The 16,438-nt window shown below is 41.7% G+C and carries 12 protein-coding genes; 9 read left to right on the forward strand and 3 right to left on the reverse strand.

The window, feature by feature from the left end:
* Window positions 1–359: 359 nt before the first annotated feature.
* Window positions 360–752 (reverse strand): hypothetical protein, encoded by a 393-nt coding sequence (locus tag J7384_RS09405; protein WP_209113362.1) that lies wholly within the window; start codon window positions 750–752, stop codon window positions 360–362.
* 394 nt (window positions 753–1,146) lie between these two features.
* Between J7384_RS09405 and J7384_RS09410 the strand changes: the two genes are divergently transcribed.
* From J7384_RS09410 to J7384_RS09420, 3 genes are read left to right on the forward strand one after another with little or no spacing between them, the layout of a single operon-like run.
* Complete coding sequence (locus tag J7384_RS09410) at window positions 1,147–1,677, forward strand: DUF2796 domain-containing protein (protein WP_209113364.1); 531 nt, start codon at window positions 1,147–1,149, stop codon at window positions 1,675–1,677.
* A gap of 56 nt (window positions 1,678–1,733) precedes the next feature.
* Entirely contained in the window at window positions 1,734–3,071 is a 1,338-nt protein-coding gene (locus J7384_RS09415; protein ID WP_209113366.1) for a dihydroorotase, read from the forward strand.
* A gap of 29 nt (window positions 3,072–3,100) precedes the next feature.
* On the forward strand, window positions 3,101–4,102 hold the full coding sequence (locus J7384_RS09420) for a GTP-binding protein (RefSeq protein ID WP_209113368.1): 1,002 nt from the start codon (window positions 3,101–3,103) through the stop codon (window positions 4,100–4,102).
* Between the two features lie 25 nt (window positions 4,103–4,127).
* Here J7384_RS09420 and J7384_RS09425 read toward each other — a convergent pair whose 3' ends face one another.
* On the reverse strand, window positions 4,128–4,799 hold the full coding sequence (locus J7384_RS09425; protein WP_247741723.1) for a DUF3299 domain-containing protein: 672 nt from the start codon (window positions 4,797–4,799) through the stop codon (window positions 4,128–4,130).
* Between the two features lie 127 nt (window positions 4,800–4,926).
* Here J7384_RS09425 and J7384_RS09430 point away from each other — a divergent pair, with 127 nt between their 5' ends.
* The 5 genes from J7384_RS09430 to J7384_RS09450 all read left to right on the forward strand — a co-directional run bounded on the left by J7384_RS09430 (window position 4,927) and on the right by J7384_RS09450 (window position 13,261).
* Entirely contained in the window at window positions 4,927–5,604 is a 678-nt protein-coding gene (locus J7384_RS09430; RefSeq protein ID WP_209113370.1) for an ABC transporter ATP-binding protein, read from the forward strand.
* A gap of 5 nt (window positions 5,605–5,609) precedes the next feature.
* Window positions 5,610–6,824, forward strand: coding sequence for an ABC transporter permease (locus J7384_RS09435; protein WP_209113372.1), 1,215 nt, complete (start codon window positions 5,610–5,612; stop codon window positions 6,822–6,824).
* A gap of 180 nt (window positions 6,825–7,004) precedes the next feature.
* A complete protein-coding gene (locus J7384_RS09440) occupies window positions 7,005–9,476 on the forward strand; it encodes a M1 family metallopeptidase (protein WP_209113374.1) in 2,472 nt (823 codons plus the stop codon).
* Window positions 9,476–9,973 carry a DUF6702 family protein gene (locus J7384_RS09445; protein ID WP_209113376.1) on the forward strand — a complete coding sequence of 166 codons (498 nt, stop codon included), beginning with the start codon at window positions 9,476–9,478 and terminating at the stop codon, window positions 9,971–9,973. The genes J7384_RS09440 and J7384_RS09445 overlap by 1 nt, the downstream gene beginning before the upstream one ends.
* A 213-nt stretch (window positions 9,974–10,186) precedes the next feature.
* Window positions 10,187–13,261: an FAD-binding and (Fe-S)-binding domain-containing protein gene (locus J7384_RS09450; protein WP_209113377.1), complete on the forward strand. Its 3,075-nt coding sequence runs from the start codon at window positions 10,187–10,189 to the stop codon at window positions 13,259–13,261.
* A gap of 135 nt (window positions 13,262–13,396) precedes the next feature.
* On the opposite strand, the gene J7384_RS09455 is transcribed toward J7384_RS09450, so the two are convergent.
* Window positions 13,397–13,690: a putative quinol monooxygenase gene (locus J7384_RS09455; RefSeq protein ID WP_209113379.1), complete on the reverse strand. Its 294-nt coding sequence runs from the start codon at window positions 13,688–13,690 to the stop codon at window positions 13,397–13,399.
* A gap of 241 nt (window positions 13,691–13,931) precedes the next feature.
* Between J7384_RS09455 and J7384_RS09460 the strand changes: the two genes are divergently transcribed.
* A complete protein-coding gene (locus J7384_RS09460) occupies window positions 13,932–16,373 on the forward strand; it encodes a TonB-dependent receptor (RefSeq protein WP_209113381.1) in 2,442 nt (813 codons plus the stop codon).
* Window positions 16,374–16,438 lie beyond the last annotated feature (65 nt).

A 16,438-nucleotide genomic window follows, 5' to 3' on the forward strand; every position in this document is an offset into this window, starting at 1 on the left:
TTTAATCACATTAAAAACAAAAGACAATCTAGCGCTAATAACGGATAACAAACTTGGATAAGCGCTTAATAAATAAAACACAGCTTATTATACGGTTATAAACACCTAAATCAATTAGTCCGATATTCACAAATATCGGACATAAAAGGTAAGCATATACAGCCCTACGTTAATGCCTTCGTTTGCCGTGAGATCAATTATGATAATTTTAATGTTTTTAGCGCGTTTCTCTGTGAAATCTGGGCCAATTACCTTGCTAAGTAACTCAGATTTTACGTAGCGTCACGCTTTAAATGTAAAAAACTTACTTGATTTTTTCTAATTCACTGATTTATCTTCGTTTATTTATACATTCCAATTTATGTGTGTAAGTTATTCATATTTACAAAAGTACTGATATCAGGCCATGTGTCAAACTCGCCACCGCAGCAAGACCAAGCTTCTAGCTCTGTAAGCTTAGTTTCCGTTCCCATTAGTGCAATGCCAACGGTTGTTCCGTTCGACGACATTCCCATGTACCTAGCCAAGTCACTTGAAGGTTCAGCAGGCTTAGACTCAAATGTGTTTCCAAAAAGAACTGTTGGACAAGAGCCGCAACCGCAACGAGCAATAATTTTTAGTTCTTGTATTTGGCTTTCATATTCATGTAAACCCGAATCACGCACTAAATAATAGAGAATTTCACGCTCAACATCGTTAAGCTCTCTCTTATGCTCAATACAATAAGGCATGGTTGAACTTGATTTAGCCATTTAGATAATTTGCCCACTTAAAAAACTACGACACAGTTAATCTCGGTTCATGAAACACAATAAACCCCGATAACAAATAATTACATACCATAACCACCGCGACTCCTAAAACAAAACTAACCTCGATGTTAACCGAGTTCGACACCAAGTAAAAACAGCCAACTATTTACTACCTGTGCACCAGGAGTTTACTTTTTAGAAAAGTTAGCTAAAACGATTTTGATATTGTTATGTTATAACGTTACAATATGGGCGTGTTAATTTATAGAAGACATATATTCTCACCCGTGCCTAACATCAAACTTATTACAATATTATCTCGATGAATTATTTGGTTATTCAATATATATCAAAAACCTTAGTGTTTGTTTTATATCTGCTATGTTTGAGTGTTTTGAGTATTAAACCGTTACTTGCTCATGAATATAAAGAGTATCAAGTATTTAACGCTCACATTCATGGCGTTGGTGAGCTTTTCGTCGCGATAGAAAATGATCAGCTATACCTCAATATCAGCGCTCCATCAGAGAGCTTTTTAGGATTTGAACATCAAGCGAGCACTCAGTTAGAACACAGTATCCTCGATAAAACTAAAGCATTTTTACAACAAGCTAAAAATATTGTGACGCTTGAGGGAGGCAATTGCAGTGTCGTTGTTCACGAACTTGAGTCAACGCTTTTTGACCAAAACATCAAAGACAACCATACGCACGACCCAAACCATCAAGCTACCGAATCATCCCATAGCGAAATAACTATCAACAGCCACTACCTGTGCCAAAACGCGGCACAGTTGCGCTCGATAAAGCTGGCACTTTTTAGCCGGTTTACCGAACTAGAGCGACTAAAAGCAGTGGTTATCGACGATCACGGTCAACATTCGCGAATTATTGACCGAGACAATCCAATTTTAATAATCAAATAACTAAGTGCCCTAGCCTTAATTGCTGCTTGCAGTTTCTTAACAAAAAAGAGAATAACATGAGCCAAAATACCCTATTTAAAAACGTTACTGTTGTTAACGAAGGCGTTCGACGCGTTGCTGATGTCAGGATCAGTGGCCAACGTATTGTAAAAATCGAGCCAGAAATAAGCGCTAGTAGCCAAGACGTAATTATTGACGGACAAGGTTGTTATTTGCTGCCGGGGATGATCGATGATCAGGTTCATTTTAGAGAACCTGGTTTAACCCACAAAGGCGATATAGCCAGTGAGTCGCGAGCAGCTGTCGCAGGCGGTATTACCAGCTATATGGAAATGCCAAATGTTAAGCCGTCAACGACAACTATTGCTGCACTTGAGCACAAGTTTAGTCTTGCCAACAAAGCGTCTTTAGCGAATTATTCGTTTTACTTAGGGGCGACTGAGAACAATATTGAGCAAATTAAGGCACTAGACCCAAAATCTCACTGTGGTGTAAAAGTGTTTATGGGGGCATCAACAGGCGATTTATTGGTTGAACACCCTCAAGTTCTCGATAATATCTTTCAAGAAAGCCCAACGTTAATTGTTACCCATTGTGAAAGTAGCCCAATTATTGCTGAGAACCTACTGCGAATCACAAAGACAGGCAAACACATAGACATAACCGATCACCCTATTATTCGAGACGTTAATGCGTGTTATGCATCGTCATCATATGCGGTTAATCTGGCGAAGAAATTCAACAGTCAATTACATGTGCTTCATATTACCACGGCCCGAGAACTAAACTTATTTGATACCGGGCCAATTCACGGTAAAAACATCACAGCCGAAGCATGTGTTCATCATTTGTGGTTTAGCGATCAAGATTATCAACGTCTTGGTAACCGAATAAAATGTAACCCTTCCATTAAGTCTAATAACGACCGTTTAGCATTGCTCAATGCGATGAACACTGGCCAAATTGATATTATTGCAACCGACCACGCTCCCCATACTCTTGCAGAAAAACAAGTTGATTACCAAAGTGCGCCGGCTGGCTTGCCGCTCGTTGAAAACGCTTTGTTATCGCTACTTGATTTGGTTAGCCAAGAGTATTTAACGATTGAACAAGTAGTTGAAAAAGTCGCTCACAACCCTGCAATTAGATACAAAATTGCAGAGCGAGGCTACGTTAAAGAGGGTTACTTTGCCGATTTGGTGTTAGTTAATCCCAATCGTAAAACGCAAGTTACGGATAGTAATGCTCATTACAAATGCCAATGGACGCCGTTTGATGGACATCAATTTGAACATAAAATTGCCGGCACTTGGGTTAATGGCCAACAGGTTTACGATGGTGATCAAATCATTGAACATATGAACGCTAGTCAACGTTTGGAATTTTCTCACTAACCAATATGCAAAACAAAGAGATCTAACAAGTGATAACAGAAAACCAAAAGCCCCCCGTACCAACTAATGTTATTACGGGTTTTTTAGGTGTTGGAAAAACCTCGGCAATCAGCCACCTGCTATCGAAAAAACCGACCAACGAGCGCTGGGCGATACTCGTTAATGAATTTGGCGAGATTGGTATCGATGGCTCTTTATTTATTGGCCAATCGTCACTAAGTGATAATGTTTTTATCAAAGAGGTTCCAGGTGGCTGCATGTGCTGCGCTTCTGGTTTACCAATGCAAATTGCTTTGAACTTGCTAATCGCCGAAGCAAAACCCGATAGACTACTGATTGAGCCAACGGGACTAGGCCACCCAATAGAAGTAATGCAGTTGCTGTCTAATGATTATTATCAGACACTAATCGATATACAACAAACCGTTACTATGGTCGATGCTCGTAACTTGCAAGACCGCCAATTTACCGAACATAAAACATTTAACCAACAGTTGGCAATCGCCGATGTCATTGTCGCCAATAAAACAGATTTGTACAGCGACCAAGAGAGTGAACTTTTAACCAAATATCTCGATGAACGATTTGCAAAAAGTACAAAGGTCTATTTCACTCAACACGGTCAGCTAGACTTTATGTGGTTAAAGGGGGCAAGTAACTATCTCAACAGCCCTTCCCAGCACCACCATCACCATCAAGAGAAGCGGGTATTGGCGAGTGAACAACCAATACCAGATGCAGGCCTTATCAAAGCAGTTAATCAAGGCGAAGGTTATCAAAGTGTTGGCTGGCGATTTGCACCTGAAAAGATATTCGATCGACAAAAGCTATTACACTTTTTGCTATCCATTGATGCTATTAGGGTTAAAGCCGTATTTATCACCTCAACGGGGATATTCGGTTATAACAACACCTCTGATGGTCTTAATGAAATTGAACTAGATGAATGTACTGAAAGTCGGATGGAAATTATTTGCCAGCAAACCCAAGACACATGGGAATCAGACTTACTTAGTGCCCTTGAAGCATAATAGAAAAGCAGGTTATCAAGTATAATTACTGAATGTCGAGATAATACTCAATGTGCTGCAGTTGCATGGTATATGCCGATGTCGCCATTGGGTCTTCAAATAATTCCGTAGATAATCTGCCAAGTAGCCAAACCGGCTCGTAAAGGCTTTCCAGTACAATACCCTGCTCAATTTCTACAAAAACAATCTGATTCGGTGGCGGCGGTGGCGAGTGAATACAAGCGCCAAAATACGGTACTAAGAAAAAACTTGTCACGGTTTTTTCTCCACTAAATTCGAGCGGAACAACAAAACCGGGAATTCTAACCTGTTTGCCGTCAAAAGCCTTCATGGTGTCAGTGGAAATTAACGCACTCTGATAGCGACTTTCTTCTTCAGATGTTTGTTCAGGTTCAACGGCATTTTGAATTTGGCTATATATTTGATCTTCTAGAGAGCCATCGGCAATCTCGTCAAGATAGCTGGGCGGATTAAGCAAGGCCTGTAAATCTTGTTCTGGAATCAGAGCAGTCCATTCTATAGTCTCGTATTGACTTAATTTGAGACTCTGTTGACGGTCAATATAAGCTAATGTTTCATCAACCATGACTACTTGCTCTGGAATATCAGTAGCGGTGGTGAGATCATCAGTTAAGTCTTGTTGTTTGGGTTGGCACGCAACGATAAAAAACAAGAACACTGCAGTGAGTAAGCGCATTAAATTACCTCTAATAACATTTGCCAGGATTAAATCGGCATATTGCTATATAGCTGCGATAAAATGAGATTTACCCCTGAACCTAACTGTTATAATATAACAATTAGGTTCAAAGCAACATCCTATTATGTCGATACACCTCAAAAATCTTGAATTTTGTTACCCCAAAAATCCCTGTGGCGCGACTTTAAAAATCGATAGCTGGTCTGTGCACGAGGGTGAAAAACGGTTTATTTGGGGAGACTCAGGAACAGGCAAATCTACTCTACTCAATCTCATTGCAGGTCTACTAACACCAACTGTTGGTGAAGTTATAGTCGATAATCAACCACTTTATAGTATGACGAGTACGCAAAGAGATAAGTTTCGCGCAAGTAATATTGGCTATATATTTCAGAGGTTTAACCTAATTAACTATTTAAGCGTTATCGATAACATCAAACTAGCGGCCTATTTTTCAAAAAGTAAAAAGTTAGATGATACGCTTGAAAAACGCATAGAAGACTTACTTGAACGTTTAAATATCTCGCCGTTTTTGTGGCAGCAACCCGTTGAAAAGTTGAGTGTTGGTCAACAGCAACGTATCGCCATTGCCCGCGCATTTATTAATCAACCTAGGTTGTTAATTGCAGATGAGCCAACTTCTTCGCTCGATAAAAACGCGGCCGATAAATTTATAAAACTATTATTTGCGCTGTGCCAAACATTTCAGAGCACCCTGCTGTTTGTCAGTCATGACGAGCAGCTTAAAATGCACTTTGATTCGGCTCAGTCATTGTCGTCTTTCAACCAAGTACAAGGCTAATTTTCATGTTTTTTAAGATAGCCTGTCAGAGTTTGAGGGCACGCAAAGGCTCGGTATTGATATCCGTTTTTGCCATCACCGTCAGTATGATGGTGATTATTGGTGTAGAACACATTAGCAAGCAGGCGAAAAACAGTTTTGCGAGCAGTGTTTCTGGCATAGATCTTATCGTTGGTGCTCGCACAAGTCAGCTTAACTTGCTGTTGTACTCGGTGTTTCGTATTGGTTCACCGACTAATAATATGAGCTGGCAGTCATATCAAAACATCGAACAAAACAAAGCAGTCGCGTGGACAATCCCACTTTCACTGGGCGACTCCCACCAAGGCTATCGCGTGCTGGGTACTAACCAAAATTATTTTGTTCACTTTAGGTACCGCGACAACCAAGCCCTTGCATTTGCAGAGGGGCGTGAGTTTCAGGGCACTTATGAGATTGTCTTAGGTGCCAGTGTCGCGAAAAAACTAAATTATCAATTACAGCAATCTATCATTATTGCTCACGGTATCGGTAAAACCAGCTTTCACCAGCACGATCGTTTTCCGTTTAGGGTCGTTGGTATTCTTGAACCAACTGGCACCCCCATTGATGAAACTATACACACTAGCTTAAAAGGAATTGAAGCTATTCACTCATCTGCCAGCAAATCGGCTAACAGCCTGTTTAACGGTGGAAATTTTGAGCCTAGCGCTATAACTGCGGTATTGGTTGGTTTAAAATCTCGAATGCAAGTGTTTGGTATGCAAAGACAAATAAACACTAACAGGAGCGAGCCACTATTGGCTATTCTGCCGGGTGTTGCATTAGCCGAATTATGGCAAGCGCTGGCAATATTAGAAAAGTCGCTGCGATTAATATCCATTGTGGTGGTGGTATCGGCAACCTTAGGGCTCAGCGCTATGTTGCTGTCTTCAATAGATCAGCGCAAAGAGGAAATAAAACTATTGAGAATGGTCGGAGCGTCGCCATTTTTTATTTGTTCACTTATTGAACTAGAAGCGGTGTTAATCACGTTAATAAGTGCGTTACTGGCGATATTTGGCGTGTATTTTTCGCTATTCGGCGCGCAGCAATACATTTTATCGGCCTACGGCGTTATCATTGACAATAATATTTTTACTTATGAGTTGGTTGCTATATTCATTGGCATTTTATTGTTAACGATATTCGCTGCCTTACCAGCAACCATTAATACCTTTCGCAAAGTTAAATTTACGTAGCGAATGTTCATAACAATTGGCACGCTACCCAAGAAGATATAACAGGGAGTACACTAACACGTTAACAATTTTAATCACGGTAAAACGACAGATAAGACAGAACTGATTTGCCGCACAATCGCTGATCTAATGTCAGTAATGTGTTTCAAATTTTTATAACAAGAAGAGACTAAAGCCCTAATGATAAATTTAAAAAGTGCACTTGCGATACTTTTGCCGCTTACAGTAGCGACATCAGTCCACGCAACTGCAATAAAACAAACAAAAGGTGACTTTGAAGACAAATTCCGTCAACTTGAAGAAGTATTGCCAACGCCAAACGTTTACCGCAACGCCGCTGGTGAGCCAGGTGAAAACTACTGGCAGCAAAAAGTTGATTACAAAATCAAAGTGTCACTTGATGAAAACAAGCGCCGTTTAAGCGGTAGTGAAAAAATCACTTATCAAAACAACTCACCATACAGATTAAAGTATTTGTGGGTTCAGCTTGATCAAAACATTTTTAAAGAAGACTCAATGGCCAATGTTGCTAGCAACTTTGGTGGTATTGGTCGTCGTGGTCCTAAAACCGAAGCGGGTGATGCCAAAAAGCCAGCTAAACTGAGTTTAGGTGAACTTCGTCGTCAGCAATTTATGGCTGATAACGAATTAGGTTACGAAATTAGCGCAGTTAAAGACAGTCGCGGTAAAAAGCTCAGCTTTACTGTCGTTGGTACACAAATGCGTATCGACTTACCTAAGCCGCTAAAATCAGGCGACAGTGTTGACTTCTCGATTGATTTTGCTTTTAACATTGTCGAAGAAGACGCTGTCTCGGCGCGTTCTGGTTACGAGCACTTTGAAGATGACGCCCGTAAAGGCGGTAACGACATTTTCTTACTGGCTCAATGGTTCCCTCGCCTGCACGCTTACACAGATTACGAAGCTTGGACCAACAAAGAGTTTTTAGGTCGCGGTGAATTCACCCTAGAATTCGGTGATTACGAAGTAGAAATTGACGTACCAGCGGACCACATCGTAAGTGCTACCGGTGTGTTAACTAACCCGAAAGATGTTTTGACTAAAACTCAGCGCAAGCGCCTTGAACAAGCTAAAACCGCTAAGCGCCCTGTTTTCGTTGTGACAGAAAAAGAAGCGTTAGAGAACGAAAAAGCCGGCACAAACAAGCGCAAAACGTGGAAGTTTAAAGCTGACAACGTTCGTGACTTTGCTTGGGCCTCATCGCGCAAATTTATGTGGGACGCCAAAGGCTACCAACAAGGTGGCGACGATATGCCATTCGTGATGGCGATGTCTTTCTATCCGAAAGAAGGCGGCGACTTGTGGAAGAAGTACTCTACTGAGTCAGTTATTCATACCATGGAAGTTTACTCGCGTTTTTCATTCGATTACCCATACCCAACGGCACAATCGGTTAATGGCCCAGTAGGTGGTATGGAATACCCGATGATTACCTTCAATGGCCCGCGTACTGAACTGCGTGATGACGGTTCAAGAACCTACTCGCAAGCAGAAAAGCGTTTCTTAATCGGCGTTGTTATCCATGAAATCGGCCACATTTATTTCCCTATGGTCGTCAACTCTGACGAGCGCCAATGGACCTGGATGGACGAAGGCTTAAACAGCTTCTTAGATGGTGTTGCCGGTCGTGAATGGGATCCAAATATTCCGTGGGGTGTTGAGCCGCGTGACATCGTCGGTTACATGAAGTCACAAAACCAAGTACCAATTATGACCCAGTCAGACAGCGTTTTGCGTTTAGGTCCAAATGCTTATACCAAGCCCGCGGCAGCTTTAAATATTCTTCGCGAAGTCATCTTAGGTCGCGAGTTATTCGACTTTGCTTTTAAAGAATACTCAGAGCGTTGGCAGTTCAAACGCCCGACACCGTCTGATTTTTTCCGCACAATGGAAGAAGCCTCTGGTGTTGATCTCGATTGGTTTTGGCGCGGCTGGTTCTACTCAACTGATCACGTCGATATTTCAATCGATCGCGTTTATAAAATGCGCTTAGATACGCACAATCCAGACATTGATTTCGCCCGTTTACGCGATATTGAAGCTGATAAGCCTTCTTCATTATTTGTTGAGCGCAACAAAGCCGCAGGCAAAGAGTTATGGATTGATCGCAACCCTGATATCCGCGACTTCTACGATGAAAACGACCGTTTTACTGTCACTAACAAAGAGCGCAACAAATACCAGAAATTCTTAAAAGATTTAAAACCTTGGGAACGCAAAGTTTTAGAGCGTGCAGTAAAAGAAGACAATAACTACTACGTCTTAGAGTTTTCGAACCTAGGCGGTTTAGTTATGCCGATTTTACTTGAGCTTACTTATGCCGATGGCACCAAAGAAAGCCAGTATATTCCAGCGGAAATCTGGCGCCGAACGCCTAAGCAAGTGCGCAAGTTAGTTGTTACCGACAAGAACAAAGAGCTGGTTAGTGTTGCTGTAGATCCAGGTTGGGAAACTGCCGATGTTGACGTAGAAAATAACTACTATCCGCGTCGCATCATCCCTTCTCGCGTTGAAGCATACAAAGCGAAGAAGAGCTCAGCGAAAGTGCGTCGTGACATTATGCACGACATTAAAACTGAGCTGAAAAAAGACGAAGACAAAGAAGAAAATAAGGATAAAAAAGGTAAATAATGGTGCGACAATTACTTTTTGTACTTGTAGCTGTATTTGCTTTGGTGAGTCAAAACAGTTTTGCTCACCAACAAAAAGCAGCTGAAACCACAGTATTATTTAACAAGCGTTCAGGCCACTTAGAAGTGATGCATCGCTTTTATTTGCACGATACTGAACACGCGGTACAAGCCTTGTTTGACAAGCACGCCGACATTCTTGACTCTAAGCAAACACAACAACAGTTTGCCGATTACGTCGCGAAGCAATTTTTGGCGAAAAGCTTGTCTGATAAACCTTTGACCATGAGCAGTGTTGGTTTTGAAGTAGACGGTAAGTTCTTTTGGGTTTACCAAGAAACTAAACTACCAAAGGACTTAAAAGGCATTAAGTTATACAACGGTGCCTTAAGAGACCTTTGGCCAACGCAAATCAATATGGTGAATATTGAAGGCCGCGGCCAAGTACGCACGCTTTACTTTAGCGATAACAAAGATTGGTTGACAGTGACGTTTTAATCGCTGACCAATTAATTTAAGCGCCAAAAATGCCGAAGATCTGTTTTAATAGTCTTCGGCATTTTTATTGATAAAAGCCTAAGCTTTGACGATGTAATTGAGGTAAAGCGCGCTAATAACAAATTCATAGGCCTGCAAGTGTGATATTATAACACTAACTGTGTTATTGATGTTACAATCGAGCTCTCGTTAGCCAAGTGAATATCACACAACATGCTGCCTAAAATAGCACATTCAGAACTGATAAATCCGCTGTACCAAGAATTCGCCAATAGTCTGCAACGAAGCCAATTCCAAGGTGAAATAAACTGCCAATACAGCGCCAGGCTGGCTGTTGCAACTGACAATAGTATCTATCAACAATTACCTCAGTTAGTGCTACACCCTCGCAATACTAAAGATGTTCAAACCGTTACGATTTTGGCTAATCAACCAAAGTTCGCTGATATAAAATTTAGTGCCCGCGGCGGCGGCACTGGTACCAATGGTCAAAGCCTGACGCCGGGCATTGTTATCGACTTATCGAAGTATATGAATCGGATTATTGAAATTAATCTCGAAGAAAACTGGGTTAAAGTGGAAGCTGGCGTTGTTAAAGACCAATTAAATGATTACTTACGACCTTACGGTGTCTTTTTCTCTCCTGATTTATCCACCAGCAATCGCGCGACAATTGGCGGTATGATTAACACAGATGCTTCAGGTCAAGGTTCACTAGTTTACGGTAAAACGTCAGGCCATGTTGTGGCGTTGCGCTCTGTACTTGCCAATGGCGATATACTCGATACCGAGCCGATGAGCATCGAACAAGCGAGAAAAAAGTCCCAGCAAAACAACTCGTCGGGTCGAATTATCAAACAAGTACTCAATAGCTGTTTTGATAACCGAGTGCAAATTTTGGCAAAGTTTCCTCGATTAAATCGCTTTTTAACGGGTTATGACTTAGAAAACGTTTTTAACAAGGACTTATCCTCCTTTGATCTCAGCAGAATTATTACTGGCTCTGAAGGTTCTTTAGCGATTGTCTGTCAGGCAAAATTAAATTTAACCCCGATAGCCAAGTTCAAAGTACTAATTAACGTCAAATACGACAGTTTTGACTCTGCCCTGCGACATGCACCATTTTTGGTATCTGCCAAAGCGACCTCAGTTGAAACTATCGACAGTAAAGTATTAAACCTTGCCAAGGCTGATTTGGTTTGGCATACGGTCAGCGATTTGCTCAGCGATGTCGATGGCAAAACTATGGAAGGTATTAATATGGTTGAATTTAACAGCAATGATAAAAGCGATCTCGATAACCATATACAACAGCTTACCACCCAGCTAGAGCGCGAAATTAGCGCCAACAAAGGTGTGATCGGGTATCAAATTACATCAGATCAACAAAGTATCAGTAACATTTACACTATGCGTAAAAAGGCGGTTGGCTTACTCGGTAATACTCAAGGCAATAAAAAACCATTAGCGTTTGTTGAGGACACCGCTGTACCACCACAAAATCTGGCCAACTTTATTGCCGAGTTTAGAGCCCTACTAGATGCCAATCAGCTCGACTATGGCATGTTTGGCCATGTTGATACCGGAGTATTGCACGTAAGACCTGCATTAGATATGTGCGACCCTGAACAAGAAAAACTCCTGCGACAAGTGTCTGACCAAGTTGTTGCATTAACCGCCAAATACGGTGGTTTAATGTGGGGTGAACACGGTAAAGGTTACCGCAGCGAGTATGGGCCTGAATTTTTTGGTGAGCAGCTGTTTTTAGAGTTGAGAAAAATTAAGACCGCCTTTGACCCAAGTAATAAAATGAATCCCGGTAAAATTTGCACACCACTGGATAGTAACGAAAAACTGGTGTCTGTTGATGCTAAAAAGCGAGGTAATTTTGATCGAGAAATACCGATCGAGGTTAAATCGTCTTTTGATGCTGCGCTGTCTTGCAACGGTAATGGATTGTGCTTCAATTACGATGAAAATTCGCCAATGTGTCCCTCTAGCAAAGTAACGCGTGACCGCCGACAATCTCCTAAAGGCAGAGCTGGCCTGATGCGCGAGTGGCTAAGGCTACTCGAGCACCAAGGCGTGGATATATTAACTATTGAGCAAAACATTCAAAATTGGTCGGTGAAAAAGTTACTTAACAAGGTAAAAAATCGCTTTAGTTCATCAACTGATGATGACTTTTCCCATGAAGTCATGGAAGCCATGCAGGGCTGTTTGGCCTGTAAAGCATGCGCTAGCCAATGTCCGATTAAGGTCAATGTGCCGGATTTTAGATCGCGTTTTATTCAGCTTTATCACAGCAGATACCCTAGACCAGTTAGCGACCATTTGGTAGCAAACGTAGAGCAACTGACACCACTCATGGCGAAAGCGCCAGTTATCAGCAATAAAGTATTGTCGAGTAGCTGGTATCGCGCATTTTCAGAACGCACTATTGGTTATATTGATACTCCACGGCTTTCCGTACCAACACTGGCGCAGAGATGCCACCAAAACGGCTTTGAGCAATTTGATTTCAATCATTTAACATTGTTAAGTCAGTCAGAGAGAGACCAATATGTTTGCATTGTTCAAGATCCTTTCACCTCATTTTATGAGGCTGAAGCGGTTGTTGACTTAATGACTTTGGTCAAAAAGCTTGGCTTTAAACCGTTGCTATTGCCGTTTTACCCAAACGGCAAGGCTCAGCATGTCAAAGGCTTTTTGACTAAATTTGCTAGCACCGCGAAAACGACAGCGGCATTTCTCAATCAAATTGCCGACTTGAAATTAACTATGATTGGTTTAGACGCATCAACCGTGCTTTGCTATCGCGACGAATACCAGCAAATACTGCAAACACAGCGTGGTAACTTTAATGTCTTACTAGCCCACGAATGGTTGCAAGCCAATTTGCCAAATATAAACGTTAAACTTAATCACCAGCACGACAGCCCTTTTACCTACAGATTATTTAGTCATTGCACTGAAAAAACGGCGTTGACAAAAAGCGAACAGCAATGGCAAGCGATATTTGCCCATTTTGATTTAGCTCTCGAGCTTGAAGCTGTTGGATGTTGCGGAATGGCGGGCACCTATGGCCATGAGAAAAGCAATTACGAGTATTCAAAAGCCCTATATGAAATGAGTTGGCAACGCAAAATTGAGCCGCTTGAACATGAACAAGCACTGGTGACGGGGTTTTCTTGCCGAAGCCAGATTAAACGCTTTGCAGGCAAACGTGTTAAACACCCAGTGAGCGCACTTGTTGCTAACTTACAGGTTTCAAGTACTCAATCGTGAAACCAAGAAAATTAACGTTGTGCTTCGAAGTGCGTTTATATTAACTTCGCTCATATCGTTGATCATAACCTCTGCTTTGAGTCCTTCTCGGTTGTTGAGTATGTGGTTACGTTAACGGAATAGTGTTGATAATGGCTATTCGACAATTTTTGTCATTTCTGTAATCTGGCTAGATGCTATTGCGCCATCGACAGCTTTACCAAATGCCTTAATATGGTCTGATGCCATATGTTGCTGCCACAAGGCTCTCGACTGCCAATTTTCATGAAATAGAAATTGCTCTGGATGCTCATTACTTTGGTGTAAGTCGTAATTGAGACAACCTGGTTCCGCAACGGTTTTTGATATTAGTGCCAAAAGCTCACGTTTGACCAACTCAACGTGTTCTGGTTTGGCAATAATATTCGCAATAATCGTTAACTGAGTCATAGTATTTGCCCTTTATTAGTCGAATAGTTATTAAATTAGGTGTCTTAAACGGCGCTGACAATAAAGCAGTTGTTACTGGTATACGTAAAAATCATCGTTTTTTCGCCACTAAAACATCATGAATAATAACTATTTGTATTTGGTTGGGAATTTATTGTTCAACGATTTAATTTGTGTTATGTTATAACATAACAACTAGGCGATATTTATATAAATACCATCCACATTATAAAGACAAAACATGTTCCACTCAAAAAAAACTAAACTACAGCTTGCATTGGCTACGGCATTGTTATCAAGCGGGCTAAACGCAGAAACCATTAGCGGTGTTATCTATGACAACAACGGCAATACCCTAAGCAATGCAACGATAGAAATCGCAAAAGATAAAGTTTCTGTCCAAACAGATGAAAACGGTCGTTTCTCAATTGAACACTTAACGACTGGTGAGAATAAGCTACATATTTTCGCACCTGGTTTTGCTCATTTACATCAAACGGTTGTGCTAACTTCACAGCAAAACGCCAATATTCAGGTTAATTTAAAGCGCTCCCCTATCGAAGTTATCGATATCGTCGCGACACCTTTGCATATGTCAGTAATGGAATCAGCGGCGCCAGTTAACGTCATTGCAGGTGAAAACCTTCGCCGCCAGCAAACCGCGACGCTCGGTGACAGTTTAGAGAAACTCGCAGGGGTTCACACCAGTTTCCACGCTAACGTGGCAAGTACGCCAATTATTCGCGGTTTAAGTGGTCCAAGAGTACTGATTGCCCAAAATGGCTTAGATGTCAGTGACGTTTCTAGAGTAGGTCCAGATCACTCAGTGGCCTCGGAAGCGTCAACAGCTCAGCAAATAGAAGTATTGCGCGGTCCAGCAACGTTATTTTACGGCAGTGGCGCTATTGGTGGGGTTGTTAACGTTGTCGACCAGCGCGTGCCGACTAGCACAGAAACCCGCGGAGAATGGTTACTAGAAACAGCGTCGGTAAATGATCAAAAGCTCGCATCCTTTAATCTTAATACTGGTGCCGACAATGTTGCATTTTATGCAGATGGCTATTGGCGAGAAGCGAACGATTACGAAATCCCAGACAATGAAGAGCCAACTGTTGCCAACAGTGATGAAAAATCAAACGGCTTTACACTTGGTTCAAGCTATTTGTTTGACAGTGGTTTTGTTGGTCTAGCGGTTGAGCATTTTAACCGAGAATACGGCATTCCGGGCCACAGTCACGGTGAAGAGGAAGAAGGTGAAGACCACGAGCATGAAGCCGAAGAAGCAGAGCGCGTATTTGCTGATTTAGAGCAAACCCGCGTACAACTCTTGAGCGAGGTAGATATTAACCGTCACGGTATCGAAAAAATTAATTTTCGCAGTGCCTTTACAGACTATCAACACGTTGAAATAGAAAACGGTGCCGTTGGCACCACATTCAAGAATAAGTCTGAAGAAGTTAGATTAGATGTCTTGCACGCAGAGTACCAAGGTTGGACGGGTGGCTTAAGTTTTCACTATAAAAACAGTGATATTTCTGCCCAAGGCGAAGAAGCCTTTACACCACCGTCTAGTAGCCAAACACTTGCTTTAGCTGTAATGGAAGAAAAGCGCATGGGTGACTTCTTATTTCAGCTCGGTGCACGTATCGAACAAGTTAAGATTAGTTCAAATGAAGTGTTATTACCTGCCCTTGATATACACAGTCATGACGAAGACGACCACGAGGGTGAAGAACATCACGATGAAGATGAGCACCACGAAGAAGGCGTAGATCAAATCTTCAATTTTGACCAAACATTTACACCGGTGAGTTTGTCTGCTGGTATTGTTTGGGATTTTAGCCAAGACTATAACTTAGGCCTTTCGCTTTCTCGCTCTGAACGCGCACCTTCAGCGACAGAATTACTATCTTTTGGTCCACATATTGGTACTCGTACGTACGAGGTCGGCGCCTTATTTGAACTCGACAGAGAACATTTAGCGTTCGAGCGTTCAGCAAATGAACTAGAACTCGAAACCGCAAACAATATCGATTTAACTTTGCGCAAAAAGCAAGGTAACGTAGGTTTTGTATTCAACGCTTTCTATAACCAAATTGATAATTACTATTATCAAACAGCAACTAACCTGTTTGCTGAATTTAGTCATGATCACGAAGAAGGTGGCGATGGACACGAAGGCGAAGAAGATCACGAACACGAGGGTGAAGACGGACATGAGCACGGAGGTGAGCTACCAATATTTGTTTTCCAAACCGATGATGTCATTTTAAACGGTTTTGAAGCACAAATTGCATGGCAAGCAACAGACGTCTTTAAAGCAACCTTGTTTTCAGACTTTGTCCGTGCTCGTGTTAAAAACGGCGGCGATTTACCCCGCACGCCACCGCTTCGTTTTGGTACCCAATTAAGTTACCAAGACCAACGCTTTAGTGCTCACTTAGATATCACTCGTTATCAAAGTCAAAACCGTATTTCAGCCAACGAAACGGCTACTGATGGCTATACATTAGTTGAAGCAAATATTGCTTACGACTTTCAATGGCTAAATCAAGATATTACTGCTTACTTAAAAGTGACTAACCTGACTGACACAGAAGCGAGAGTACACACCTCATTCTTAAAAGATATTGCGCCAAGACCAGGCCGCAGTATTGCATTAGGTGTTCGAGGTAGCTTTTAACCAGTTATTTATCCGTTAAATAGCGATAAAACGAAAGGGCTTATTTTATAGAAATAAGCCCTTTT

Origin of the sequence: Endozoicomonas sp. G2_1, from assembly GCF_017744155.1 — a bacterium.
In the GTDB taxonomy this organism is placed as follows: Bacteria; Pseudomonadota; Gammaproteobacteria; order Enterobacterales; family Alteromonadaceae; genus JAGHQT01.

Excerpts from the sequence above, each read along its gene's own strand:
- J7384_RS09450 (WP_209113377.1), top strand. The coding sequence starts at position 10,187 with ATGCTGCCTAAAATAGCACATTCAGAACTGATAAATCCGCTGTACCAA.
- J7384_RS09415 (WP_209113366.1), top strand. The coding sequence starts at position 1,734 with ATGAGCCAAAATACCCTATTTAAAAACGTTACTGTTGTTAACGAAGGC.
- J7384_RS09460 (WP_209113381.1), top strand. The coding sequence starts at position 13,932 with ATGTTCCACTCAAAAAAAACTAAACTACAGCTTGCATTGGCTACGGCA.
- J7384_RS09455 (WP_209113379.1), bottom strand. The coding sequence starts at position 13,690 with ATGACTCAGTTAACGATTATTGCGAATATTATTGCCAAACCAGAACAC.
- J7384_RS09435 (WP_209113372.1), top strand. The coding sequence starts at position 5,610 with ATGTTTTTTAAGATAGCCTGTCAGAGTTTGAGGGCACGCAAAGGCTCG.
- J7384_RS09425 (WP_247741723.1), bottom strand. The coding sequence starts at position 4,799 with ATGCGCTTACTCACTGCAGTGTTCTTGTTTTTTATCGTTGCGTGCCAA.
- J7384_RS09430 (WP_209113370.1), top strand. The coding sequence starts at position 4,927 with ATGTCGATACACCTCAAAAATCTTGAATTTTGTTACCCCAAAAATCCC.
- J7384_RS09445 (WP_209113376.1), top strand. The coding sequence starts at position 9,476 with ATGGTGCGACAATTACTTTTTGTACTTGTAGCTGTATTTGCTTTGGTG.
- J7384_RS09405 (WP_209113362.1), bottom strand. The coding sequence starts at position 752 with ATGGCTAAATCAAGTTCAACCATGCCTTATTGTATTGAGCATAAGAGA.
- J7384_RS09440 (WP_209113374.1), top strand. The coding sequence starts at position 7,005 with ATGATAAATTTAAAAAGTGCACTTGCGATACTTTTGCCGCTTACAGTA.